This is a genomic window from Micromonospora sp. NPDC005171 (assembly GCF_040608575.1).
In the GTDB taxonomy this organism is placed as follows: domain Bacteria; phylum Actinomycetota; class Actinomycetes; order Mycobacteriales; family Micromonosporaceae; genus Micromonospora.
The window spans coordinates 28,175-53,920 of record NZ_JBEXIM010000029.1 but is presented as its reverse complement, the minus strand read 5'-3'; the positions used below and the strand labels follow the sequence as shown (position 1 = coordinate 53,920).

20 protein-coding genes and 1 riboswitch are annotated in these 25,746 nt (G+C 72.2%); of the genes, 7 read left to right on the top strand and 13 right to left on the bottom strand.

Going from position 1 to position 25,746, the window contains the following annotated elements; all coding sequences use genetic code 11:
• The first annotated feature begins 236 nt into the window (after positions 1-236).
• The 4 genes from ABZU74_RS25875 to ABZU74_RS25860 all read left to right on the top strand — a co-directional run bounded on the left by ABZU74_RS25875 (position 237) and on the right by ABZU74_RS25860 (position 5,659).
• Entirely contained in the window at positions 237-1,022 is a 786-nt protein-coding gene (locus ABZU74_RS25875; protein WP_355428736.1) for an ABC transporter ATP-binding protein, read from the top strand.
• A gap of 2 nt (positions 1,023-1,024) precedes the next feature.
• On the top strand, positions 1,025-1,975 hold the full coding sequence (locus ABZU74_RS25870) for an LLM class F420-dependent oxidoreductase (protein WP_355428733.1): 951 nt from the start codon (positions 1,025-1,027) through the stop codon (positions 1,973-1,975).
• On the top strand, positions 1,972-2,280 hold the full coding sequence (locus ABZU74_RS25865; RefSeq protein WP_355428730.1) for a cupin: 309 nt from the start codon (positions 1,972-1,974) through the stop codon (positions 2,278-2,280). The genes ABZU74_RS25870 and ABZU74_RS25865 overlap by 4 nt, the downstream gene beginning before the upstream one ends.
• Positions 2,281-2,356: 76 nt before the next feature.
• Positions 2,357-5,659 (top strand): hypothetical protein, encoded by a 3,303-nt coding sequence (locus ABZU74_RS25860; protein ID WP_355428727.1) that lies wholly within the window; start codon positions 2,357-2,359, stop codon positions 5,657-5,659.
• A 258-nt stretch (positions 5,660-5,917) separates the two neighbouring features.
• Here the strand turns inward: ABZU74_RS25860 and thiC are convergent, their stop codons facing one another.
• From thiC to thiE, 7 genes are all read right to left on the bottom strand, one after another.
• Positions 5,918-7,510 (bottom strand): phosphomethylpyrimidine synthase ThiC, encoded by a 1,593-nt coding sequence (gene thiC / locus ABZU74_RS25855; protein ID WP_355428724.1) that lies wholly within the window; start codon positions 7,508-7,510, stop codon positions 5,918-5,920.
• A gap of 17 nt (positions 7,511-7,527) precedes the next feature.
• Positions 7,528-8,313, bottom strand: coding sequence for a bifunctional hydroxymethylpyrimidine kinase/phosphomethylpyrimidine kinase (gene thiD, locus ABZU74_RS25850; protein ID WP_355428721.1), 786 nt, complete (start codon positions 8,311-8,313; stop codon positions 7,528-7,530).
• The gene (locus tag ABZU74_RS25845) at positions 8,310-9,050 is read right to left on the bottom strand and encodes a thiamine phosphate synthase (protein WP_355428718.1); all 741 of its coding nucleotides are present in this window, start codon (positions 9,048-9,050) and stop codon (positions 8,310-8,312) included. Before ABZU74_RS25845 ends, thiD begins: the two co-directional genes overlap by 4 nt.
• Positions 9,047-9,826, bottom strand: a complete 780-nt coding sequence (locus tag ABZU74_RS25840) for a thiazole synthase (protein ID WP_355428715.1) — start codon at positions 9,824-9,826, stop codon at positions 9,047-9,049. The genes ABZU74_RS25845 and ABZU74_RS25840 overlap by 4 nt, the downstream gene beginning before the upstream one ends.
• On the bottom strand, positions 9,823-10,023 hold the full coding sequence (thiS, locus tag ABZU74_RS25835) for a sulfur carrier protein ThiS (RefSeq protein WP_355428712.1): 201 nt from the start codon (positions 10,021-10,023) through the stop codon (positions 9,823-9,825). Before thiS ends, ABZU74_RS25840 begins: the two co-directional genes overlap by 4 nt.
• The gene (gene thiO, locus ABZU74_RS25830; protein ID WP_355428773.1) at positions 10,014-11,168 is read right to left on the bottom strand and encodes a glycine oxidase ThiO; all 1,155 of its coding nucleotides are present in this window, start codon (positions 11,166-11,168) and stop codon (positions 10,014-10,016) included. Before thiO ends, thiS begins: the two co-directional genes overlap by 10 nt.
• Positions 11,165-11,791, bottom strand: a complete 627-nt coding sequence (thiE, locus tag ABZU74_RS25825; RefSeq protein ID WP_355428709.1) for a thiamine phosphate synthase — start codon at positions 11,789-11,791, stop codon at positions 11,165-11,167. Before thiE ends, thiO begins: the two co-directional genes overlap by 4 nt.
• A riboswitch (TPP riboswitch) is annotated at positions 11,786-11,895 on the bottom strand. (Overlaps the previous gene by 6 nt.)
• Positions 11,896-12,205: 310 nt before the next feature.
• Here thiE and ABZU74_RS25820 point away from each other — a divergent pair.
• Both ABZU74_RS25820 and ABZU74_RS25815 read left to right on the top strand, forming a co-directional pair.
• Positions 12,206-18,025, top strand: a complete 5,820-nt coding sequence (locus tag ABZU74_RS25820; RefSeq protein WP_355428706.1) for a ThuA domain-containing protein — start codon at positions 12,206-12,208, stop codon at positions 18,023-18,025.
• Between the two features lie 71 nt (positions 18,026-18,096).
• Positions 18,097-18,645 (top strand): hypothetical protein, encoded by a 549-nt coding sequence (locus ABZU74_RS25815; RefSeq protein ID WP_355428703.1) that lies wholly within the window; start codon positions 18,097-18,099, stop codon positions 18,643-18,645.
• A 196-nt stretch (positions 18,646-18,841) separates the two neighbouring features.
• Here ABZU74_RS25815 and ABZU74_RS25810 read toward each other — a convergent pair whose 3' ends face one another.
• The 4 genes from ABZU74_RS25810 to ABZU74_RS25795 are packed head-to-tail and all read right to left on the bottom strand — an operon-like array spanning position 18,842 to position 22,965.
• On the bottom strand, positions 18,842-19,804 hold the full coding sequence (locus tag ABZU74_RS25810) for an aldo/keto reductase (RefSeq protein WP_355428700.1): 963 nt from the start codon (positions 19,802-19,804) through the stop codon (positions 18,842-18,844).
• Between the two features lie 37 nt (positions 19,805-19,841).
• Positions 19,842-20,642: a nucleotidyltransferase domain-containing protein gene (locus tag ABZU74_RS25805; RefSeq protein WP_355428697.1), complete on the bottom strand. Its 801-nt coding sequence runs from the start codon at positions 20,640-20,642 to the stop codon at positions 19,842-19,844.
• Positions 20,639-22,318, bottom strand: a complete 1,680-nt coding sequence (locus ABZU74_RS25800) for an ATP-binding cassette domain-containing protein (protein WP_355428695.1) — start codon at positions 22,316-22,318, stop codon at positions 20,639-20,641. Before ABZU74_RS25800 ends, ABZU74_RS25805 begins: the two co-directional genes overlap by 4 nt.
• 41 nt (positions 22,319-22,359) lie before the next feature.
• Positions 22,360-22,965, bottom strand: a complete 606-nt coding sequence (locus ABZU74_RS25795) for a methyltransferase (RefSeq protein WP_355428692.1) — start codon at positions 22,963-22,965, stop codon at positions 22,360-22,362.
• 102 nt (positions 22,966-23,067) lie between these two features.
• On the opposite strand from ABZU74_RS25795, the gene ABZU74_RS25790 reads away from it, so the two are divergent.
• The gene (locus ABZU74_RS25790) at positions 23,068-24,264 is read left to right on the top strand and encodes a hypothetical protein (protein WP_355428689.1); all 1,197 of its coding nucleotides are present in this window, start codon (positions 23,068-23,070) and stop codon (positions 24,262-24,264) included.
• Between the two features lie 12 nt (positions 24,265-24,276).
• Here the strand turns inward: ABZU74_RS25790 and truA are convergent, their stop codons facing one another.
• Positions 24,277-25,107: a tRNA pseudouridine(38-40) synthase TruA gene (gene truA, locus ABZU74_RS25785; RefSeq protein ID WP_355428686.1), complete on the bottom strand. Its 831-nt coding sequence runs from the start codon at positions 25,105-25,107 to the stop codon at positions 24,277-24,279.
• Between the two features lie 67 nt (positions 25,108-25,174).
• Positions 25,175-25,732 (bottom strand): 50S ribosomal protein L17, encoded by a 558-nt coding sequence (rplQ, locus tag ABZU74_RS25780; RefSeq protein ID WP_196919806.1) that lies wholly within the window; start codon positions 25,730-25,732, stop codon positions 25,175-25,177.
• Positions 25,733-25,746: the final 14 nt, after the last annotated feature.

The following is a 25,746-nucleotide window of genomic DNA, read 5'->3' as shown; positions in this document are numbered from 1 at the left end:
GGCCACCGGAGGGGGTTGTCGTGACGGGCCGGCGGGAGGGGTGGAAGCCGGACGCCGCCGTCGTGGGGGGACTCTTCGCGGGCACAGCGTACGAGAAACCCACAGTTGCGACGCCAGGCGTATCGGGTTGCGGAACGGAAACAACCTGACGACCACCCCAGCCGGTGCCATACCTCGACAGGGCGGCTAGCCTTTGTCGGATTCCTGACCGTCGACTCAGCGGAGGTACGCCGGAGATGATCCGACTGTCCGGGGTGTCCCGTACCTTCGAGGGCCGATCCGGCCGGGTGGAGGCGCTGCGCGGCATCGACCTCGACGTCGCCGAGGGCGAGTTCGTCGCCGTGCTCGGCCGCTCCGGCTGCGGCAAGTCCACCCTGCTGCGGCTGATCGCCGGGCTGCTCCCACTGAGCGCCGGTGAGATCACCGTCGCCGGTACGCCGATCACCCGCCCCCGCCAGGACATCGCCATGCTGTTCCAGAAGCCGGCGCTGCTGCCCTGGCGCAGCGTGCTGGACAACGTCCTGCTGCCCGTGGAGGTCTTCGGCTGGAGCCGCGGCAAGCACCGGGAGCGGGCCCGGCAACTGCTCGACGTGGCCGGGCTGGCCGGCTTCGAGAAGCGGCTGCCGCACGAACTCTCCGGCGGCATGCAGCAGCGGGTGTCGCTGTGCCGGTCGTTGATCGGTGAGCCCCGGGTGATGCTGATGGACGAACCGTTCTCCGCGCTGGACGCACTCACCCGCGAGGAACTCTCCGGCGAACTCCAGCGCGTGCACATGGAGAACAAGCCGACAATCGTCTTCGTCACCCACTCGATCGACGAGGCGGTGCTGCTCGCCGACCGGGTGGTCGTCCTGAGCCCCCGCCCCGGCCGGATCCGCAAGGTCGTTGACGTGACCATCCCCCGGCCCCGCACCCTGGGCCGCAACGCCCACCTGGCCGACGTCGCCCAGGTCAGCGCCGACCTGCACGAACTGCTGATGGAACGCGAGCAGCCGGCCACCGCTGGCGCGGAAGGACACTGACAATGCGGGTGTCGGTCTTCACCGAGCCGAACCGTGGCGCCAGCTACGACACCCAGCTCCGGTTCGCCCGGCTGGTCGAGGCCTGCGGCTACGAGGGCTTCCTCCGCGCCGACCACTACCAGTCGATGGGTGCCGACCCGGGCCTGCCCGGCCCGACGGACGCCTGGCTGACCCTCGCCGCGCTGGCCCGGGAGACCGAGCGGATCCGGCTCGGCACCCTGGTGACGTCGGCCACGTTCCGCCTGCCCGGTCCCCTCGCCGTGATGGTCGCGCAGGTCGACCAGATGAGCGGTGGCCGGGTCGACCTGGGTATCGGCGCCGGTTGGTACGAGCGCGAGCACACCTCGTACGGCATCCCGTTCCCGGCGGTCGGCGAGCGCTTCGACCGGCTGGCCGAGCAGCTTGAGGTGATCACCGGTTTGTGGGCGACCCCGCCCGGCGAGACCTACAGCTACGCCGGCGACCACTACCGGCTGGTGGACGCTCCCGCCCTGCCCAAGCCGGTGCAGGTGCCCGGCCCGCCGATCATCGTGGGCGGGCGCGGGCCCAAGCGCACACCCGAACTGGCCGCCCGGTACGCCGACGAGTTCAACATGCCGTTCAAGTCCGTGGCGGACACCGCCCAGGCGTACGACCGGGTGCGCGAGGCGTGTGAGCGCACCGGACGGGCGGAGTCCGGGCGCGACCCGTTGGTGTTCTCCGCCGGGATCGTCGTCGCCATCGGGCGGACCGACGCCGAGGCCCAGCGTCGGGCCGCGCCCCTGCACGTGAAGAGCGCGCTGCCACCGGAGGACCCGGTGGTCGGCTCCCCCGCGCAGCTCGCGCATCGGATCGGTGAGTTCGCCGCGATCGGCGCCACGCGGGTCCACCTACGCCTGATCGACTTCGATGATCTCGACCACCTTGAGCTGATCGCCGCCGAGGTGCTGCCTCAACTGGACGGAGCACGATGACCGACGTGATCGACGGACCCGAACTCGGACCGGTGGGCCAGGAGATCGTGTTCGAGAACGACCGGGTCCGGGTCTGGCACATCCGGCTCGAGCCGGGCGAGCGGCAACCGCTGCACCGGCACGACCACCCCTACCTGGTGGTGGCGATCGAGGGCGCCAAGAACGTCGTACAGACCATCGACGGCACCCGGATCGACGCCGACGAGCCCACCGGCGGAGTGGTCTACCGGGACCCGGGCGCGGTGCACATGCTGACCAATGTCGGGGATACGACTTACCTGGCCCGGCTGGTCGAACTCAAGTAGACCCGCCGACGGCCACCGGCGTGCCGCGCGGCGCGCCGTTGGCGATCGGGTGTACCAGGTGCGTAACGTGCCGGACATGGCCTTTCGGACCTGGGGCAGACTGCTGCTCACGGCGCTCGGGGTGAGCGTGCTGGCCGGGGCCGGCCAGCTCGGCGTCGCGTACGGTTTCGGCATCGTCCGGCTGACCGGCGCATTCACCGGTACGACCGTCAACCAGTGGCCGGCTCAGCTTGTCTGGGTGGGCTGGTTCGCCGCGAACGCCGCCGTCGCCGGCGCCGTGCTGACCGGGCGACTCGCCCGTCGCGACGCCCCGGCGGCCAGCACCGGCCGGCAGTTGGCGGTCGGTGGCGCGGCGGCGCTCGGCGCCACGGTCATCGCCCCACTCTGCATGCAGCCCGCCCGCGCCGCGGAGCTGATCTCCGTCGACCCGGTCTGGGCGGTGGGCATCTGCGCCATGGTCGGTGCGGTGATCGGAGCGGGCGCGGCGATCGCCGTCCTGTTCCGGCCCGAGCTGGGCTGGAACGTGGCGGTCGTGGCCGGCGCGGTCTGGCTGCTGGCGCTGATCTCCGTTCTGCCGTCGCTCGGCACGGCCGGCCCACTGCCGACCGTCCGGCTCGGCGTACTGGAGCCGAGCTGGCTCGACGACGCCGCCGCACAGCGGCTGGCGCTGCTCCTGCTGCCCACCGTGGCGTTGCTGGCCGGCGCGGCGACCGCCGGGCTGGCTCGCTGGCGGGGCCAAGCCCCACTGGTCAGCGGGGCCACCGGGGTGGCCGGTCCGGTGCTGGTGGCGTTCGCCTACCTGACCGCCGGTCCCGGCGACGCGGTGGACCGCTACCAGGCTGCCCCCTATTACGGCTCGTTGATCGCGATCCTCGCCGGAGCTCTCGGCGCGGCGGCCGCCGCGCTGCTGCGGTGGCCGACGGGCACCCGTACCGCCGATCCACAGGCGATCGAGCCCACCGCCATCCTGCGTCCGCTGCCCGCCGGCCCGGCGCTGCCCGGCGCGGCGAACGACCGGGACACCACCGAACGCACCGACACGGAGACGACAAACGCCGGGCTGGCCACCGCGCAGCCTGGCGGCGTCGTTGCGGGTCCGTGGGGAGCGGGCGACTCGGATGGCGTACGCACCGTCCCGGCCCACTGGGACTGGCCGGAGACCACAGCGAGCGGCCAGCACGGTCCGACTCCCGCCGCTTCGACTCGGCCGGCGGCCTGGCTGACCGCGTCGACAGGTGAGTTCACCGCCGCAGGGCAGACTCCCCAGGTGTGCCGGGATGATGTCCCGGCCACGACCGAGCCCTCGGCCAGCACCGACGTCAGCGACGTCACCCCGGCCAGCGCCACGACCGGACGCGCCGACGCCGCGACCGCGACGGATGGCCGTGCGGTCGACGAACCGACCGGCAGCGCGACGACGGGCACCACCGGCAGTGCGACGGGCACGAGCGGCAGCGCGACGATGGGCACGAGCGGCAGCGCGACGGGCACGAGCGGCAGCGCGACGGGCACGAGCGGCAGGCCGACCGTGGGGCGCACCTCCGGCAATTCAGCCGCCACCGCCGTCCCGAGCAGCACGGATGCACCCGGTACCGGCACGACCAGCTCGGTTTCGCCCAGCGCGCCGGCCGGCTCGACCGCGCCCATCCCCACCACCAGCAGCACGGCCCGGACCAGCACAGCCGCGACCAGCACGGCCAGCGGCACGGAAGCGACCAGCACAGCCCCGACTGGCACGGGCGCCTCCAGCCCTGTCACCGCCGCCACGGCCACGGCCCCGACAGGCACGGGCACGAGCAGCACGGGCACGGGCACGAGCAGCACGGGCACGGGCACGAGCAGCACGGGCACGGGCACGGGAGCGAGCAGCGCGGGCACCGCCGACCATGGCATGGCCGAGACACCGCCGACGATCAAGCCGCGACGGACCCGTAAGTCGAAGGCCAACCCGGGCGCCACTGCCTCCGACGTGGCTGACGACACGTCCCCTGCCGATTCGGCAACCACCCTCGGGACGACCACCGACGAGACGGTCAGCCGCGAGACGACCACCGGCCGGGCTACGAAGGGCACCCGGCCAGGCGGGTCCGCCGGCAGCACCGGTTCCGACGCGACCACCGACACTCCGGTGCCCAGCCAGGGAAGCCAGGGCGGGCGGTCGAGCTCGGCCTCCGAGGTCACCTCGACTGCTGCCGCCGACACGGCGGCAGCCCGCACCACCGCTACCGGCGCGAAGCGAGCGCCGGCCACCCCCGTCACCGGCTCGAAGCGACCGCCGGCCGCCTCGACGACCGCCGGAACCGGCGCGACGCAGGTGCCGGCCAACACGGACTCCCCAACCACGGCAACCGACGCCACCCCGACTCCGACCGACGGGACCGGGACCGGGACCGGGACCGGGACCGGGACCGGGACCGAGGCGACACAAGCACCGACCACCGCGACCGGCCACACTGGCGCGGAAGCCACTGCATCCCCGCGCGTTCCGAAGGCCGGCACGGGCAGCAAGGCAGCGGCCGGCGCGGCCTCTCCCACCAGCGATTCTGCAATCGCCGGGCCTCGCGGCACGGACAGTGCGCGGACCACCGACGAGGGCGCTCCCACCGGCGGGTTGTTCGGGGCCACCGCCGCCAGTGACCCGGACGCCGGCCGCTGGACGCCCGCGCCGTCGAGCTGGCCGGTCACCTCGACGTGGACGGTGCCACCGCAGTCCTCCGAGCCGGGGGCAACGGCATCGGAGGGACCGAGCGCGCCCGACGAGTCTGCCGGGCCGACGCCCAGGTCCCGGCATCGGGCACCGTTGCCGGACCTGAGCCGGGCCGGCACCTGGAACGCGTTCGACACTTCTCGGCGTGGCGGGTCGGCAGGGCCGCAGGGCAGCTCGACGGCGCGCACAGCGCCGACCGGAGCCAGCGAGACGACCGCTCCGGCCGAGCGCCCGGGCGCGCCGGAGTTCCCGGGCCGGGGGGGCGCACCTTCCGGTGCCGCCACCGGCAGCGCCGCTACCGACAGCGCCACCGCCACCACCGACAGCGCCACCGCCACCGTCACAGGCACCGGCACCGGCACCGGCACCGGCACCGGCACCGGCACCGGCGATCTGACGCCTACCGACGCCACGTCGGCAACGCCGACGCCACCGAAGGTGGCCGAACAGTCCTCCCGGCGCGGGCGGCTCGGCGGGTTGTTCCGCCGCAACCGATCCCGCGCCGACGAGGAGAGCCCGAAGACGTCGGACGAAGCGGAGCCGCTGGCGACCCAGGACGAGGAATTCGTCGACTGGGTGGCCGGTCTGAGCAAGCCGGTGTCGGACAACGAACCCGAGCAGGAGAACGGCCGCCGGTCGTTGCGCTCCACCGGTCGACACCACCGCGACTGACCCGCCGCGCGACTGGTTCACCACGTAGCGCACAGCCGCACCGAACGGTCGACGCTGATCGACTCGGGTTCACTGATACCGGGCGGTCCCACGCAGCCGGACACCCCGACATCAATGAACCCGAGTCGATCACCCCACGCGGCACCCCGGCGCGGGCACGCGACACCCCGGCGCGGCACGCGACACCCCGCGCGGCACGAGACACCCCGCGCACCGGGCCACGCAGGCCGAACGCGCGAGGCCTGCGGCCGCCCGGGGTCAGGCGAGCGGTAGGTAGACCCGGCCGCCGCCGGAGACGAACTCCTCCGACTTGTCCTTCATGCCGCGCGCCGCGTACTCCTTGAGCTCTTGGGTGATCTTCATGGAGCAGAACTTCGGGCCACACATCGAGCAGAAGTGGGCGGTCTTCGCCGGCTCCGCGGGCAGGGTCGCGTCGTGGTACGAGCGCGCCGTCTCCGGGTCCAGCGAGAGGTTGAACTGATCCTCCCAGCGGAACTCGAACCGCGCCTTCGACAGGGCGTCGTCCCAGGCCTGCGCACCGGGGTGCCCCTTGGCCAGGTCCGCCGCGTGCGCCGCGATCTTGTACGCGATCACGCCCGCCTTCACGTCGTCCCGGTCCGGCAGGCCGAGGTGTTCCTTCGGGGTGACGTAGCAGAGCATCGCGGTGCCGAACATGCCGATCATCGCGGCGCCGATCGCAGAGGTGATGTGGTCGTACGCGGGCGCGATGTCGGTGGTCAGCGGACCGAGCGTGTAGAAGGGCGCCTCGTGGCACCACTCCTGCTGCAGGTCCACGTTCTCTTTGATCTTGTGCATCGGCACGTGGCCGGGGCCCTCGATCATCACCTGGACGTCGTACGCCCAGGCGATCTTCGTCAGCTCGCCGAGGGTGCGCAGCTCGGCGAACTGCGCCTCGTCGTTGGCGTCGGCGATCGAGCCGGGGCGCAGCCCGTCACCGAGGGAGAACGTCACGTCGTAGCGCGCGAGGATCGCGCACAGCTCCTCGAAGTTGGTGTAGAGGAAGTTCTCCTCATGGTGCGCCAGGCACCACGCCGCCATGATCGAACCGCCTCGGGACACGATGCCGGTGACCCGGTCCACGGCCAACGGCACGTACGGCAGGAGCACCCCGGCGTGCACCGTCATGTAGTCCACGCCCTGCTCGGCCTGCTCGATCACGGTTTCCCGGAACACCTCCCAGCTCAGCTTCACCGGGTCGCCGCCCACCTTCTCCAGCGCCTGGTAGATCGGCACCGTCCCGATCGGCACCGGCGAGTTCCGCACGATCGCCTCACGGGTCTCGTGGATCCGCTTCCCCGTGGACAGGTCCATCACGGTGTCCGCGCCCCAGCGGGTGGCCCAGGTCAGCTTTTCCACCTCCTCCGCGACCGACGAGCTGACCGCCGAGGTGCCGATGTTGGCGTTCACCTTGACCAGGAACGCCTTACCGATGATCGCCGGCTCGCACTCCGGGTGGTTCACGTTGAGCGGAAGCACCGCCCGGCCGGCGGCGATCTCGGCCCGCACGAGTTCCGGGTCGACGTTCTCCCGGATCGCCACGAACTCCATCTCCGGCGTCACCACACCGGCCCGCGCGTACGCGAGCTGGGTGGGCCGGCGACCGTCCACCCCGGCCAACGGCGTGCCCGCACCCCGCACTGGTGCCACGTCACCCCGCTCGGCGATCCACGGCCCGCGCAGCGGCGGCAGCCCCACCTCCGGGTCCGAACCAGGACCGGACGTGTCGTAGAGCCGCACCGGCGGCAGGTCCCCGGTCAGCCCCACCTCCGCGAACGGCACCCGGACATCCGGCCGCGAACCCTCGACGTACACCTTGCCTCGTGCGTGCATGACAGCCTCCCTGGTGATCAAGCGGACCAGCCGAAGTGGTTCAGCGGCCCGCGCCCCGCGCCCAGCTCCCAACCCCGCGCGCCGGTCAGCGCACGGAGCACGTACTCCTTGGCGGCCCCCACGGCGGCCGGCACCGGATCGCCCAGCCCGAGCCGCACCGCTATCGCCGCCGAGAACGAACACCCGGTGCCGTGGGTGTGCCGGGTCGTCACCCGGGGAGCCCGCAGCAGGGTGGTGACGCCGCCGCCGTGCAGCACGTCGACCGCCTCGCCCCCGTCCAGGTCACCGCCCGTGACCACCACGTACTCCGGGCCGCCGGCCGCGAGGGCCTCGGCGGCCACGACCATCGCGGCCACGTCGTCCACCGGGCGTCCGGTGATCGCCGCGGCCTCCGCGCAGTTCGGGGTCGCCACGGTGGCGTACGGCAGCAGCCGCTCCACCGCGCCCACCACGCCGAGCTGGTGACCACTCGTGGCGACAAGCACCGGGTCGACGACGAGCTGAGGCAGCCGACCGTCCCGGGCCGCCTCGGCCACCACGTCAGCGATCGCCGGGGTGCCGAGCATCCCCGTCTTGACCGCGCAGACGGCGAAGTCGGTGAGCACGCTGTCCAACTGTTCGGTGACAGTGCGCGGGGGCAGCGGCAGCACCGCGTCGACACCCCGGGTGTTCTGCGCGGTGACGGCCGTGAGGACGCTGGTGCCGTACGCGCCCAGCGCGGCGAAGACCTTGAGGTCGGCCTGGATGCCTGCGCCGCCGCCGGAGTCCGAGCCGGCGATGGTCAGCAGTGTTCGCGGGGTCATTGTTCTTCCCTGGTTACGGTTTGGGGCTGCGGCCGACCGTGCCCACTCCGGGCGGTCAGGCTTGATCCCTGCGTGGGCACGGTCGGCCGCAGCCCCCGTCGTGGGGACCTGGCTGACCCCGCGCCGGGTTCAAGAAGCTCAGGGGTGACCGCCTCGACATAAGCGCTGGTCAGGGTGGCGGCTGTTTCGGCGGGGTCTTTGGCTCGCATTAGTGCGCCCAGGACTGCTGCTCCGACGGCTCCCGCCTCGACGCAGGCGGTTACCTGTTCTGGTGTCTCGACTCCGCCGAGGGCGAGCAGGGGCACCGGGCTGGACTCGACCAGCTTTCGCAGGCCGTCCGGGCCCAGCGGAGGGCCGTAGCCGGGTTTTGTCTTTGTGGGCCAGACCGGGGAGATGGTGGCGTAGTGCTCGGTGGTCAGGCGGTTCAGCTCGGCCTGGTGGTGGCAGGAGCGGCCGACCAGGCCGTGGGGTGGCGGCGGGTACGGGCCGGCGGCGGGCAGGTGCACGGCGTCGCCGCCGAGCGGGTCGGGGCCGGCCACGATGAGGGTTCCGCCGACGTCGGCGAGGATCGCGCGCAGGTCGGCGGCGAGGGCGGCGCGTTCGGCGCGGGGCAGGTCCTTCTCCCGCAGCACCACCCAGCGCACTCCCCCGGCCACGGCTCCCGCCACCACCCGCTCCAGCCCGGCCCGCGCGACGAGCCGGTCGGTCAGCACGACAACCCCTGACGGCGGGGTCACAGCTCGGGTCTTCCCTCGTCGGGGGTGGAGGCGAGGGCGTGGAAACGGCGCTCGATCCGGCCCGCGCCGGCGGCCAGTCGGCCGGCCTCGACCGCGTACCGCATGGCGGTGGCCATCGCCACCGGATCGGCCGCCCGGGTGACGGCGCTCGCCAGCAGCACCCCGTCACAGCCCAGTTCCATCGCCAGCGCCGCGTCGGACGCGGTGCCGATGCCGGCGTCGAGGATCACCGGCACGTCCACACCCTGCCGGATGAGTCGAATGTGGTGCGGGTTGCCGATGCCCAGCCCCGAACCGATCGGCGAGCCGGCCGGCATCACGGCGGCGCAGCCCACGTCGGCGAGGCGACGGGCGAGAACCGGGTCGTCGCTTGTGTACGGCAGCACTGTGAAGCCGTCGGCGACCAACTCCTCGGCGGCGCGGAGCAGCTCCACCCCGTCGGGCAGGAGGGTCCGCTCGTCGCCGATCACCTCCAGCTTCACCCAGTCGGTGTCGAACGCGTCCCGGGCCAGCCGCGCCACCTTCACCGCCTCGGTGGCGGTGTGGCAGCCGGCGGTGTTCGGCAGCAGGCGTACGCCGCACCGGTCCAGCAACTCCAGCAGACCGCCGGTGGAGCCCGGCGCGGTGCCCACCCGGCGCAGCGCCAGCGTCACCAGCTCGGTGCCGGACGCTCGGATCGCCTGCTCCAACACGTGCAGGTTCGCTGCGCCGCCGGTGCCCAGGATCAGTCGCGAGGTGAAGGTCTGCCCGGCCAGCTCGAACGGCACGCCGCTCACCCACCCTGCGCCGCAGTGAGCACCTCGACCCGGTCGCCGTCGCGCAGCGTCCGGGCCGGCCAGCCGGTCCGGGGCACCACCTCGCCGTTGACCGCGACCGCCACCCCACGGGACTGCGGCACGAGGTCGCCGACCAGGTCCGCAACGGACGCGCCGGCAGCGACGCTGCGCCCGGCCCCGTTCACAGTCAACTCCACCGGTCCCCCTTCATCGTCGGTTCAGGTCCGCCCAACACGGCACCGCCGAAGCGGTCGGCCCGCAACGGCGCGAGCAGCGGGTCGGGTACGCCGCCGAGCACCAGATCGGCGACCAGGTCGGCGGTGATCGGGGTGAGCACGATGCCGTGCCGGTGGTGCCCGGTGGCGGCCAGGACGTCCGGTCGGTCGGGCAGCGGCCCGAGGATCGGCGCGTTGTCCGGGGTGCCCGGGCGCAGCCCCGCAACCGCCTCGACCAGGTCGTACTCGGCCAGTTCGGGCATCAGGTCGACCCCGGCGCGCAGCAGCCGCTGCACGGCGCCTGCGGTGACGGTGGTGTCCGAGCGCTCCTCGACCGTCGCGCCGAGCACCACCTCACCGTCGGCGCGGGGCACCAGGTAGACGTGCTCGCCGTCGGCGTACCCCCGGATCACGTGCCGGAAGCCCGGCGCGACGCCGTCGGGCGCGCGGAGCCGGAGGATCTGGCCCTTCACCGGCCGCACGGGCAGGCCGGTGAGCGCGGCGGCCCCGCAACCGGCGGCGACAACGGTGACCCTCGCGTCCACGTCGGACAGGTGCCGAACCGGCTGCGGCACGAGCACCGCGCCGGCCCGCTGCGCGGCCGTGCGCAGCGCCGGCACCAGCAGCCTGGGGTCGACCTGGTGGTCGGTGGGCGCGAGCGCGCCGCCGCGCACCCGCGGGGCGAGCGCCGGTTCGCGGTCGCGCAGCTCGCTGGGACGCAGCGGCGTCACGGGCAGGCCCAACCCCTGCTGGTACGCCCACAGCCGGCGCGCCTCGGCCAGGTCGTCGCCGGTGAGCCCGACCATCAGTGTGCCCTCGGCCCGGTAGCCGATCTCGACTCCGGTCGTCTCGGTCAGCTCGGCGGCGAACGCCGGCCAGCGGGCGGCGGACGCCAGCAGCAACCCGGTCAGCTGCCGCTCACCGAAGTACGCCTCGGCGACCGGGGAGAGCATGCCGGCGGCCACCGCCGACGCCCCCGAGCCGGGTGCCGGATCGTGCACCACCACCCGCAGCCCTCGCGCGGCGCAGCGCCAGGCGATCGCCAGCCCGATCGGTCCCGCCCCCACCACTGCCACGTCCGGCCGGACCCGGTCGCTCGACGGCGGTGACGGAGACCGGCCGGTCAGCACGTCAGGGCCTCGATCAGCTCGGCGGTCGCCCGGGCCGGGTCTGCGGCGGTGGAGACGGCACCTACCACCGCCACCCCGTACGCCCCGGCGGCGCGCAGCGCGGGCACCCGGGCGGCGGTCACTCCGCCGATCGCGATGACCGGGACGTCGACCGCGTCGACCACGGCGCGTACCCCGGCGGGTCCGATGGGGTCCGGCAGGCCGGTCTTGGTGCTTGTGGTGTGGCACGGCCCGACGCCGAGGTAGCTGGCGCCCGCCGCGACTGCCTCGCTCGCCGTGCCGGGCGCGCGGGCGGTGGCGCCCAGCACGCCGGTGGGGCCGAGGACCCGGCGGGCGGCGGCGACCGGCAGGTCGTCGGCGCCGACGTGCCCACCGGCGGCGCCCACCGCCAGCGCCACGTGCAACCGGTCGTTGACCAGGCAGGTCGCCTGGTAGGACGCGCAGAGCGCCAGCACCCGCCGGGTCAGGTCGTACGCCTCGCGGTCGGTGGCGGAATCCTCGACCCGGACCTGCACCACCAGGTCGGCGTGGGCCACGATGAGGGCGGCGCGGACCACTGCGAGTGGGTCGCGACCGGGTCGGGTGTCGGTGATGAGATGCAATCGCCCCAGGGACGGCACGGCAACGCTCCTCCCTGCGCCGGCATTACCCGGATCAGGTTCGACGGTCGGGGGCTGTCAGCCCCCCTCTCAGCCCGGTACACCGGGCTCCCGTGGGTTACTTGCGTGTCACCGTACGACAGATCCGCCGGCCTGCCAAGGCGCGGGGTCGGCGGCGGCCGGTGGGCCGGACCGCGTCAGAACGACCAAGATCCATGGGCACTTCATACGGTCCTGTTCGGAATGTCGCCCGCCGTTGCAGAACCGTTACCCGTCTGCATCTTGCCCGACATCGAGCGAGCCGAATTAATTTGTTCAGCGATTCGACAAAATGCCGGTGGGGGCACCTGACACGGTGTGACCACCGGCTCCATCAGGGACGGCCTTCGGCGAGCCGACTCCCGCGAGCTCTGTCACTACGACACAGGAGGCGGCGTGTCCCGTTCTCGTCGTGCCCGCGTACCCATCACCGCAACCCTGATCTCCCTGGCCATGGCCTCGACCACCCTGTTCGGCACGCCTGCACAGGCGGCCCCGCAGGAGGCGCCGGCCGCAGCCCCGGCAGCCCAGGCTGCACCGAAGGCGGCACAGGCCGCCGACGATCCCTTCTCCGTCCTGATCTTCTCCAAGACCGCCGGTTTCCGGCACGACTCCATCCCCACCGGCATCGCCGCTATCCAGCAACTCGGTGCCGCCAACGGATTCACAGTGGACAACTCCGAGGACGGCGCCGTATTCAACGACGCCAACCTGGCGAAGTACAAGGCGGTGATCTGGCTCTCCACCACCGGTGACGTGCTCAACGCCGACCAGCAGGCGGCGTTCGAGCGGTACGTGAAGGCCGGTGGCGGTTACGTCGGCATCCACGCCGCATCGGACACCGAGTACAGCTGGGCCTGGTACGGCGACCTGGTCGGCGCGTACTTCGCCAACCACCCGCAGAACCAGCAGGCCACGGTCAAGGTGGAGGACCACGCGCACCCGTCAACGGCCGGGTTGCCGGACCGCTGGTCCCGGTTCGACGAGTGGTACAACTTCCAGACCAACCCCCGGCCGGACGTTCACGTGCTGGCCAGTCTGGACGAGAAGAGCTACACCCCGGGTGCCGGCGCGATGGGGGCGGACCACCCGACCTCCTGGTGTCAGGACTTCGACGGTGGTCGCTCCTGGTACACCGGCGGCGGACACACCCGGGAGTCGTACGCCGAGCCCGAGTTCCTGTCCCACCTGCTCGGCGGCATCCGCACCGCGGCGGGCGTCGAGAACGCCGACTGCGGCGCCTCGAAGACCTCGAACTTCGAGAAGGTCTCCCTGGACAGCAACACCAGCAACCCGATGGAGCTGGACATCGCCCCCGACGGGCGGGTCTTCTACATCGAGCGCGACGGTCGCGTGCAGATCATCAAGCCGGACACCGGCAACACCGTCACCGCCGTCGACCTGGACGTCTTCACCGGCAACGAGGACGGCCTGATCGGCATCCGGCTCGACCCGGACTTCGCCACCAACAAGTGGGTGTACCTGTACTACGCCCCGAACGACGGGGTCACCCGTAACCTGCTGTCCCGCTTCACGGTGACCGGTGACACCATCGACCCGGCCAGCGAGAAGCAGGTGCTGCGGGTAGACACCCAGCGCAACACCTGCTGCCACGCCGGAGGCAGCATGACCTTCGACGGCAACGGCAACCTGTACCTGGCCACCGGTGACAACACCAACCCGTTCGAGTCGAACTCGTACTCGCCGCTCGACGAGCGGCCGGGCCGCCAGGACTACGACGCGCAGCGCACCTCGGCCAACACGAACGACCTGCGCGGCAAGGTGATCCGGATCCACCCGGAGGACGACGGGACGTACACCGTTCCGGCCGGCAACCTCTTCGCGCCGGGCACCGAGAAGACCCGTCCGGAGATCTACGCGATGGGCTTCCGCAACCCGTTCCGGATCGGCACCGACCCGAAGACCAACACGCTGTACGTCGGCGACTACGGGCCGGACGCCAACTCCGACAACCCGAACCGGGGCCCCCGTGGCCTGGTCGAGTGGAACATCGTGACGCCCGGCAACTACGGCTGGCCGTACTGCACGGGCACGAACGAGGCGTACAACGACTACACGTTCCCGTCCGGCCCGAGCGGCGCGAAGTTCGACTGCGCAGCGCCGGTGAACAACTCGCCGAACAACACCGGCCTGACCAACCTCCCGCCGGTCGTGCCCGCGACCGTCGACTACGGGTACGCCGGTGACGCGCGTTACCCGGAGATCGGCGGCGGTGGCGCCCCGATGGGCGGCCCGGTCTACCGCTACGACGCCGACCTCAACTCCACCCGCAAGTGGCCGGCGTACTACGACGGCAAGGCTCTGCTCGGCGAGTGGAACCAGAACAAGATGTACACCATGCAGGTGACCCCCGACGGCAAGTCGTTGGTGGACATCAACCAGCTGCTCACCGGCATGAGCATGATCCGGCCGATGGACTTCGAGTTCGGTCCGGACGGCGCGCTGTACCTGATCGAGTGGGGCAGCGGCTTCGGCGGCAACAACGACAACTCCGGCGTCTACCGGATCGACTACACCGCCGGTGACCGCGCGCCGATCGCGGCGGCGTCCGCCACCCCGACCTCGGGTGCGGCGCCGTTGACTGTCACCTTCTCCAGCGCCGGCTCCCGGGACCCGGACGGTGGCACGCTCACCTACGCCTGGGCCTTCGGCGACGGGCAGACCTCGACCGAGGCCAACCCGACGCACACGTACGCGACGGCGGGCAACTACACCGCCCAGCTCACCGTGACCAACCCGAAGGGTCGTACCGCGGTGGCCAACGTGCCGGTCACCGTGGGCAACACGTCCCCGACGGTGACCATCGAGTTCCCGCCGGACGGCGGGTTCTTCGAGTGGGGTGACCAGGTCCGCTACACGATCAAGGTGACCGACCCGGAGGACGGGGAGATCGACTGTGACCGGGTGAACCTCCAGGTGCTGCTGGGTCACGACGAGCACGCCCACCCGCTGGAGCAGCACACCGGCTGCACCGGCACCGTCCAGACGTCGCTCGCCTCCGGGCACGGCGCCGAGGCGAACGTGTTCGCGGTCTTCGAGGCCACCTACACCGACGACGGTGGCGCCGGCGGGGCCAGCCCGCTCACGGGCCGGGTGATCGAGGTGCTGCAGCCCAAGCGCAAGCAGGCCGAGTTCTTCACCGCCACCGGGCGCGCTCCGGTGAGCACCGGCGGCGGCGACGCCGGCGTGCAGCGGGAGACCACCACCGACACCGCCGGCGGCGGGCAGAACATCGGGTTCATCGAGGACGGCGACTGGTGGTCGCTCGCCCCGGCGAACCTGACAAACATCACCGAGATCCGGTTCCGGGCCGCCTCGGCCGCCGCTGGCGGTCGGATCGAGGTCCGCGCGGGTGCGGTCGACGGACCGGTGGTCGCCACGGCCACTGTGCCGGCGACCGGCGGGTGGCAGACGTACACGGACGTGAGCGCACCGGTCACCGGTGCCGCGAGCGGTTCGCTGTACTTCGTGGCCCGCGACCCGAACGGCGGAACGGGTTCGCTGTTCAACGTCAACTGGATGGACTTCGTCGGCCGCGGTGTCACCGAGAACGGGCCGCCGACGGTCAGCGCCACGGCCACCCCGGCCACCGGCACCGCGCCGGTCACCGTCGCCTTCGACGGCACGGCCACCGACGCCGAGGGCGACACCCCGTTGACGTACGCCTGGGACTTCGGTGACGGAGGCACGGCGACCACTCTGGACGCCAGCCACACCTACACCAGCCCGGGCACCTTCACGGCCACCCTCACGGTGACCGACAGCAAGGGCGCCAAGTCGTACGCCACAGTGCCGGTGCGGGTCGACGCGCCGGACACGTCCTGCTTCGGGGCGCGATCGGACGACTTCAACGGCAACACCCTCGACAAGGACCGCTGGACCAGCGTGATCCGGGAGAACCAGCTCTACTCGCTCAGTGGCGGCGCGCTGCGGCTGCCCACCGGCGTGGGTGACCTCTACGGCGCACGCAACGACGCCACCAACCTGGTGCTACAGGCGGCCCCGACCGGCGCATGGGAGATGACCACCAAGGTCACGCTCCCGGTGACGGCCAACTACCAGCAGGCCGGCCTGCTGGTGTACGGCGACGACGACAACTACGCCAAGCTGGACCTGCTGTACAACGGCAGCCGGCGGGTGGAGTTCATCCGGGAGACGGCGGCCACGCCTCGCAACGAGTCCGCCGACAGCGCCGCCGCACCGGCGGGTGACACCGTGTACCTGCGGATCACCAGCGACGGGACGAACCTGACCGCGTCCGCCTCGGGCGACGGGCAGACCTTCACCCCGGTCGGCCGTTCGGCCGCGCTCGCCGGCATCACCAACCCGCGGATCGGGGTCTTCGCGCTCAACGGAGGCACCGAGGCGCCTGTTGTCGACGCCGCGTTCGACTCGTTCCAGGTCACGCCGGACGCCCCGGCTGGCCCGGTCGACCCGTCGGACGAGTTCACCGGCAGCACGCTGGACAAGTGCCGGTGGGACGCGATCCTGCGGGAGGACCCGACCGGTTACCGGGTCACCGGTGGCGCGCTGCGCATCGACGTGCCCAACGGTGACATCTACGGCACCGACAACACCGGGCCGAAGAACTTCATCCTCCAGACCGCGCCGTCCGGCGACTGGACCCTGGAGACGAAGGTCGACGGCAGTCTGCTGAACGAGCAGTACCAGCAGGCCGGTCTGCTCGTGCAGGCCGACGACGACAACTACCTCAAGTTCGACTTCATCGCGGACAACCAGGCCGGCTCGGCGGTGACGCGGCGGATCGAGTTCCGCAGCGAGATCGCCGGGGTGGTGCAGAACCCGCAGCCCGAGGCGGGCAACCTGACCGATTCGGTGTGGCACCTGCGGCTGGCCCGCACCGGTGACACGTTCACCGCGTCGTACTCGGCCGACGGGACGACCTGGACCGCGTTGACGGCGCTGACCAACAGCGCTGTCGGGGCCACCCCGAAGGTCGGGCTGTTCACCCTCGGCGCCAACCAGACGGCGTCGAAGACCGCCTCGTTCGACTACTTCCGGCTCAGCACGGAGGTGGCCGACGAAACCGCGCCGGTGACCACGGCGGCGGTCTCCGGCACCCCGACCGACGGGTGGTACACCGGGCCGGTGACGATCACGCTCACCGGTGCCGACGAGGCCGGCGGTAGCGGGCTCGCCAGCACGGAGTACCAGTTGGACGGGGCCACCACCTGGACGGCGTACACCGCTCCGGTGGCGGTCAGCGGGGACGGCGAGCACGAGCTCCGGTTCCGCTCGACGGACAAGGCCGGCAACGTGGAGGCGACGAAGACCGTCTCGGTCAAGATCGACGCCACCGCGCCGGTGACCTCGGCGACGTTCGCTCCGGCGAACGACGCCGGCTGGCACAACGGGACCATCCCGGTCGTGCTGGCCGCGACCGACGCTGGTTCCGGCGTCAAGACGGTGGAGTGGTCGCTCGACGGTGGCGCGTGGACGCCGTACTCGACGCCGGTCGAGGTGACCGGTGACGGGCAGCACGAGCTGCTGTTCCGCTCGACGGACAAGGCTGGCAACGTCGAAACGCTCAAGTCGGCGATCCTGAAGATCGACGGCACCAAGCCGACGCTGCTGGTCTCCGGTGTCGCCGATGGCCAGCTCTACGGCGACAGCCAGGACGTCCGGGTGGCCTGGCAGGCCGTCGACCCGACCTCGGGCATCGCGAGCGTGGTCGGCCAGCTGGACGGCCAGGCGTACACCAGCGGCACTCTGCAGGCCATGTACGACCTGTCGCTGGGCCTGCACGAGCTGACCGTGACCGCGACCGACAAGGCGGGCAACAAGACCACCTCGACGGTCCGGTTCTTCGTCACCACCTCGTTCCGGGACATGCAGAGTCTGCTGGACCGGTTCAAGGCGACGGGGCGCCTCTCGACCAAGGCGCACAAGCAGCTGTCGAACAAGCTCGACGCTGTTCGTGCGTCCGAGGCGGCCGGCGACGACAAGGCGGCCGTCCGGCAGCTGACCGCGTTCCGGACACTCGCCTCCGACGCCACGCTGGTGCCTGAGGCGGAGGTTCGTAACGTCCTGATCCGGGACGCCGACGCCATGATCGTTCGGCTCGGCGGCGCGGCCAGCAAGGCCGGGGTCAAGGCGAACGACGGCGACTCGGTCAAGGGCACCGGACGGCTTGGTGGCGACGCCACCCGGCTGGCACCCGGTCGCCAGCTCTGATCCGACGAGGCCCCTCCCCGGCGCTGCGGCGTCGGGGAGGGGCCTCGCTCATCGGTAGTGAGGAGATGTCCGTGACGGGTATCCGCAAGGTGTTGGCCGCCGTGTTCGTCGGACTGGCCCTGACCCTGTTCGCCGCCGCCCCGGCGGCGGCTCAGGCCACTCAGGCCGCCCGGGCGGGGCAGGCCGACAAGCTCAAGCTCACTGTGGCCGGCGACGGGGCCGAGGGCGTCACCATCCAGGCCACCCACACCGACGGCCGCCGGCTGGAGCAGGTGGTGCGGTTGGTCCTTACCGCCACCGGCCCGGACGGGCAGCGGATCGGGCCGGTGCAGCTGGAGCCGCAGCCTGAGGGGCACGGCTTCTACAGCAGCGGCCCGCTGCTCTCCGCCGGCAAGTGGAAGGTGACTGTGAAGTCCCCCGCTCCGCTGCAGAGCGAGGCCACCGCCACGGTGCAGGCCCGGGCGGCGCAGTCACCGCCGGCGCCCGAGCCGGTCGCGGTGACCAAGCCGGCGGACGACGGGGCGGGTGCCGGCTGGTGGCCGTTCGCGGCGGCCGGTCTCGTGCTCGTCGCCGCGGCGATGGGGGTGGCCATGCTGTTCGGCCGCCGCCGCGCCGACTGACCAACCAACGCGCCGACGCGCATTCAACGACCGGGCCGGGCCGCGACGAGCGGCCCGGCCCGTTGTCGTCGGACTGGCTCGTGATCGAGTCGACTTCCCTGAAGTCGGGGTGTCCCGCGCGACAGGTCACCCCGACTTCAAGGAACGCGAGTGGATCAAGCGCGGCGCGCACCCTCGATCACCGGCCCTGCCGCGCTCAGAGGACGGCGCGCAGCGCGGCCAGATCGTCGTCGCTGGGTTCCCAGGTGCCGGCGGCGGCGTTGGCCCGCACCTGTTCGGGCGTGGTCGCACCGGCGATCACCGAGGTCACCGCCGGCTGGGCGGCCAGCCCGCCGATCGCCACCCGGAGCATCGTCAGACCCCGCTCGGCCGCGTACGCCTCGATCGCCTCGATGGTGTCCCAGTCGGCCGCCGCGAGCCGTTCCGCGTACCGGCCACCACCGGAGAGCCGGCTGCCGGCCGGCGGCTGGGCCTCGCGCTTGTACTTGCCGGTGAGCAGACCGTTGGCGAGCGGGAAGAACGGCAGCATGCCGAGGCCGAACCGCTCGCACGCCGGGATCACCTCGGCCTCCACCGAGCGCTCCACCAGGCTGTAGTGGTTCTGCGCGCTGATGAAGCGGGACCGACCGTTGGACGAGGCGACCCAGTCCGCGTCGGCGATCTGCCAGCCGGCGAAGTTGGAGTTGCCCAGGTAGCGCACCTTGCCGTCACGGACCAGGTCGTCCAGGGCGGCGAGGGTCTCGTCGATCGGGGTGCCCGGGTCGGGTTCGTGCATCTGGTACAGGTCGATGTGGTCGGTGCCGAGCCGACGCAGCGACGCCTCCACCGCACGGGCGATGTAGCGCCGCGCACCCCGCGCTCCGAAGTCCGGCCCGTTGAGGCCGTTCATGTCCATGCCGAACTTGGTGGCCACCACCACGTCGTCCCGGCGGCCCTTGAGCGCCTGCCCGAGCAGCTCCTCGGAGCTGCCCTGCGGCTCGCCGTAGATGTCGGCGGTGTCGAACAGGGTGATCCCGGCGTCCAGGGCGGCGTCCACCACCGCCCGGGTGCCGTCGAGGTCGAGCTTGCGGCCGAAGTTGTTGCAGCCGATGCCGACCACGGACACCACGAGCCCGGAGTCGCCCAGCCGGCGATAGGTCATGTCAGTCACGAGATCCACCCTATGCCGGCTCGGTGCGGGCCACCTCGGCGGCGGCTCAGCCGACCACCTCGGTGACCAGCTCACGGGCGGCGTCGATGGTCGCGGCCAACTCAGCCGGACTGCGCCCGACGCCACCGAGCAACGCCTGCGCCCGCTGCGCGAAATGCGGGGGTGCCCCCGGCAGCAGCCCCGCTGCGGCGATCATTCCCTTCTCGTTGACCAGCCACCGGCCTTCTCGCGCGTGCAGCACCTGGGCGAGCACCCCGACCACCCGGAACAGACAGCCGGCGACGTACCCGCCGTCCCCGGCAACGGCAGCCTTGGCCGCTCCGGCCAGCAAAAACCCGGCCTCCCAGCCGCCGGCCACCAGCGCGTCGGCCAACGCGGGCGGATAGTCCCGGCTCTGCTCCTTCAGCCAGGTCAGCTGGCCGGTCGGATCCGCCAGCACCTGGCACAGCGCCACCTCGCCGACATAGGCGGACGAGTAGAACCCGAGCGGGTGCCCGGCCTGCACCCCGATCTCGTACCGACCGGCCCGGCAGTCCGTCCAGGCGCGGCGCACCCGATCGAGGTCCCGGTAGATCCAGTCCACGGCGACTCCGCCGATCCGCAGCCAACCACCGCCGTCGACCCAGGGCCCCCAACCACCGGGTGCGGTGAGCACCACACCGGGGTCGTCGGCGACCGTCGCGGCCACCGCCCGCAAGGCCGGTAGGTCCAGCTCACCCTGGTAGTACAGGCCCAGGTCCCAGTCGGAGTCGGGGCGGTGCTGACCGCGCGCCCGGCTACCACCGAGCGCCACGGCGACCACCCCGTCGACGGCGCACAGGCGGTCGGGCAGGTCGGTGGGGATCACCCGACGTCCCAGACCGGTTCCGGGGTCTCCACCACCTCGCTGTCACCTCGGAACAGCACGAACCTGTCAAAGGAGCGGGTGAACCAGCGGTCGTGGGTGACCGCGATCACCGTCCCCTCGAAGGCGTTCAGACCCGCTTCGAGGGCTTCCGCGCTGGCCAGGTCGAGGTTGTCGGTGGGCTCGTCGAGCAGCAGCAGGGTCGCCCCGGACAGCTCCAGCAGCAGCACCAGGAAACGGGCCTGCTGCCCGCCGGAGAGCGTGCCGAAGCGCTGGTCCCCCTGCGCGGCCAGCTCGTAGCGACTGAGCACACCCATCGCCGCGTGCCGGTCCATCCCGGTGCGGTGCTCGTCACCCCGCCAGAGGATCTCGACGAGCGTCTTCGACATCAGCTCCGGCCGGTCGTGGGTCTGGGAGAAGTGCCCGGGTCGCACCCGGGCGCCCAGGCGGGCCACGCCGTCGTGCGCCACCGGCGCGAGCGCGCCCGCGCCGTCGACCGGCCCGTTCGCCGGGTCCGGGTCGGTGCCGCCGCGGGCCAGCAGCCGCAGGAAATGTGACTTGCCGGTGCCGTTGGCACCGAGCACCGCCACCCGGTCGCCGTACCAGATCTCCAGGTCGAAGGGGAAAGTCAGGCCGTCGAGCTCCAACTGCTCGCAGACGACCGCGCGCTTGCCGGTCCGCCCGCCGCTGAGCCGCATCCGGATGTCCTGGTCCTTCGGGGGTACGGGCGGCGGCCCGGCCTCCTCAAACTTGCGCAGCCGGGTCTGCGCGGCCTGGTAGCGCGAGGCCAACCCGTCGTTGTACGCGGCCTTCTGCTTGTACATGAGCATCAGCTCGCGCAGCTTCTGGTGCTCCTCGTCCCAGCGTCGGCGCAGCTCGTCGAGGCGGGCGTGCCGAGCCACCCGAGCCTCGTGCCAGCTGGCGAAGCCGCCCGGGTGCACCCAGGCGCTGCCACCCTCGACGGCAACCACCCGGTCGGCGCTCTGGGCCAGCAGCTCGCGGTCGTGCGAGACGTAGAGCACCGACTTCGTCGACTCGCGCAGTCGCGCCTCCAGCCAGCGTTTGCCGGGCACGTCGAGGAAGTTGTCCGGTTCGTCGAGCAGCAGCACCTCGTCCGGGCCGCGCAGCAGCAACTCCAGGGCGAAGCGCTTCTGCTGGCCGCCGGAGAGGGTGCGCACCGGCCGGTCCCGTACGGCGTCCCAGGGCTGACCGAGCACGATTGTCGCGACGGTGTCGAAGAGGACCTCGGCGTCGTACCCGCCGGCCTCGCCCCAGGCGCCGAGCGCATCGGCGTACGCCAGTTGGGCCTTGCCCGCGGCGTTGCTGAACTTGCCGTGCGCCTCGGCCGCCCGCATGGCCACCTCGGTCTCGCCGAGCCGCCGGCCGGCGTCGCGCAGTGCCGGCGGGGCCAGCGACAACGCCAGGTCGGCGACTGTCGACTCGTCGCCGATCATGCCGATGAACTGGCGCATCACGCCCAGCCCGCCGGCCCGCGCGACGACGCCGCTGCGCACCGGCAGGTCGCCGGCGACCATCCTCAGCAGCGTCGTCTTTCCCGCGCCGTTCGGCCCGACCAGGGCGACCTTGCTGCCCTCACCGACCCGGAACGACACGTCGGCGAAGAGTTCCCGACCGTCGGGCAGGATGTGCCCGACCGCTGCCACGTCCACGTATCCCACGCCGGGATCCTGCCCCAGTGAGGGTCGGGGGGTACATCCAATTACCGGGTGACGCGCAGCACCCGGAAGCCCTTCTGGCTGGCGTACCGCTCGACCTGCCAGCTCTGCTCGGTGAGCCAGCGTTGCAGTGAGTCGCCGCCGAGGTGCCGGGCGACGACCAACCAGCCGACGCCGTCCGGGGCGAGTCGGGGCAGCCACCGCAGCAGCAGGTCGTGCAGCCCGTCCTTGCCGATCCGGATGGGTGGGTTCGACCAGAGCTGGGCGAAGCGGATGCCGTCCGGAACGTCGTCCGGCGCGCTGACCCGGACCCGGTCGCCGGCGCCGATCCGGGCCGCGTTGGCGGCGGTCAGCTCGCGGGCCCGGGCGTTGACGTCGACGGCCCAGATGGTGCTGGTGGGCGCGAGGTCGGCCAGCACGCAGCTGATCGGCCCGAACCCGCAGCCGAGGTCGAGCAGGTCGCCGGTGGTGTCGGCGGCGGGCAGCTCGGCCTTGCGCAGCAGCACCGCGGTGCCCGGGTCGAGCCGGCTGGCGGAGAAGACCCCGCCGGCCGAGGTGAGCCGGTAGTCGCGGTCGGCGACGGAGAAGTCGACCTCGCGCGCCGGGGCGTCGCTGGTCGGCTGAGCAGTGAAGTAGTGGTCGCCGGTCACCCGGCAATTCTCGCACCGGTCCGGGGCGGGCCTGACACGGCCCACACGTACATTTCCCCGATATTACCCCCTAAAGGGACAATAACTCCTACTCTAGGCGACATGGTGTATCGGTACCAGTCCGATGAGGACGCTTTCGAGGAGTACCCGGAGCCCGGGTCCGACCTGTCGGTGCTCGGCGCCGGTCCGCCCCCGCCGGCCGGACCTTCTCCGTCACGCTTCCCCACGCCGTCGCTGCCCCGGCCGAACCAGCTCTCGCTGCCCTCGTCGCAGCCCGCGCCGACGCGTGCCGATCTGCCGCAGCATGCGCCGACGCGCGGCGCTGAGCCGCAGCCCGCGCCGACTCGTGCCGATGTGCCGCAGCACGTGCCCTCGCGTGCCGATGTGCCGCAGCACGTGCCGACTCGCGGCGCTGAGCCGCAGCCCGCGCCGACTCGTGCCGACATCCCGCCCGCCCCGCCCCGCAGCCAGATCTACACCTCGGCGACTCCTGTGGAACCGTCCGCCCGGCGCGGCGGCGGCCGGCTCTGGCAGGTACTTATCGGCGGCGCAGCGGTCCTGGTTCTGCTCGCCCTCTGCGGCCTCGGTGCCGCCGCGCTGCTCATCGACCGCAACGAGCAGCCGCAGAGCAACCCGACGTACCAGCCGAACGCCGCACCGACGGCGGCACCGCCGGAACGGGTGGCCCTCGACTCCCGGGACACCGACCAGGCCCCGCTCACCGCCAAGGAACTCTTCCCCGGCAAGGAGCTGAAGCTCACCGACGGCCAGCCGAGCTACCAGGTGCTCAAGACCCAGTCCAGCGGCAGTTGCGCCGTCGCCGCCACCGACGAGGTCGCCGACCTGCTGGTCCGGCTCGGCTGCAACCAGGCGGTCCGGGCCACGCTGAGAACGCCCGACGGCAACCACCTGGTCACCGCAGGCCTGTTCAACCTCACCGACAAGGTCAGCGCGGAACGAGCCCGCGACCGGCTCCGGCAACTGCTCGACGAACGGCAGGGCCGATTCCGTGGCCTCACCGCCGACGAGGGCGACGGCACCGATGTCCTGGCCAGCGCTCCGGCGCGGGTTGGTTGGCAGGTCCGAGGCCACTACCTGGCCTACGCGCTGGTGGTCCGCAAGGACGGGGCGGCGGTCAAGGCGGGTGACGCCAAGATCCGCGAGATCCTGTTCGACATGATCGAGCTGCACCTCAGCCGGGGCGTGCTGCAGAGCCGGGCCGACGGTGGCACCGCTGCACAACCGACGGCGGCTCCGACCGGCAGCAACGCCGACCAGGGCGGCCTGCCGGGCGACTGACCGCGCAGGCGGTCAACCCTCGATCGGGACCCGCAACCGGCGGGTGAGGGTGGCGCGGTGGGCGTACTCGGCCGGATCGGCCGGGTAGCCGACGGCGACCAGGGTCAACCCGCGCGCGGGGGCCACTGTCACCTCGCTGGACCGCTCCCGCTGGGTGAGCAGAGTGCCCGGCCACTCGACCGGGCGGCGGCCGTCACCGGCCACCAGCATGGCCCCCACCAGGCTGCGCACCATGGCCTGACAGAACGCGTCGGCCTGCACGGTGGCGACCAGGATGCCGTCCGGGTCGCGACGCCAGTCCAGCCGGGTCACCTCGCGCAGCGTGGTCGCGTGCTCCTTGCGCCGGCAGTACGCGGCGAAGTCGTGCTCCCCCACCAGCCCGGCCGCTGCGGTGTTCAGCGCAGCCAGGTCCAACGGTTTCGGCCAGGCCAGCACCTCGTGGCGGCGCAGCGGCTCGGCGCCGAAGGGCGCATCGGTGACCCGGTACTCGTAGCGTCGGAAGGTGGCCGAGAACCGGGCGTCGAAGTCGGCCGGCACCTCGGTCATCGCCCGTACGCGCACGTCGGTGGGGAGCAGCCGGGCCAGCCGACGCAGCAGTTGTCCCTCGTGCTGCCGCCACACGTCCACCGGCAGGTCCAGGTGGCACACCTGCCCCGTGGCGTGCACCCCCGCGTCGGTCCGTCCGGCCACCGTCAGCCCGGTGGCCGTGCCGACGCCGAGGACCAGGGCCAGGGTCTCGACGAGCACCCCCGCGACGGTGCGCCGGGTCGGCTGGGCTGCCCAGCCGGAGAAGTCGGTGCCGTCGTACGAGACGTCCAGCCGCAGCCGGATCCGCTCGTCCACCTCGTACCTCCTGTTACGGGTCGGGCCCGGCACCCCGATGGGGTGCCGGGCCCGACAATGCCCTTGATCAGGCCTTGTTCTCGGTGGCCTCGTCGCTGTCCTCGCGGGCGGCGGCGGTGTCACCGGACGCCGACACCGGCGCCTCGGAGTCCTGGTCAGCCGGAGCCGACTTCGGGGCCTCGTCGGCCGGGGCGAGCGCCTCGACCTTGTCCTGCTGCGCAGCCTTGCGGGCCGCGGTCTTCTTGTTCACCTTGGGCTCGGCGACCTGAAGCTCCTCGACCAGCTCGATGATCGCCATCGGCGCGTTGTCACCCTTGCGGGGACCGGTCTTCACGATCCGGGTGTAACCGCCGGGGCGGTTGGAGTACCGGGGCGCGATCTGGTCGAACAGGGCGTAGACCACGTCCTTGTCCTTGACGACACCCAGCACCCGCCGCCGCGAGGCGAGGTCACCGCGCTTGGCCTTGGTGATGAGCTGCTCGGCCAGCGGGCGCAGCCGCCGGGCCTTCGTCTCGGTGGTCTGGATCTTGCCGTGCTGGAACAGCGCGGTGGCCAGGTTCGCCAGCATCAGCCGCTCGTGCGAGGGGCTGCCGCCGAGGCGGGGGCCCTTGGTGGGCGTGGGCATTTTTGGTGCTCCTC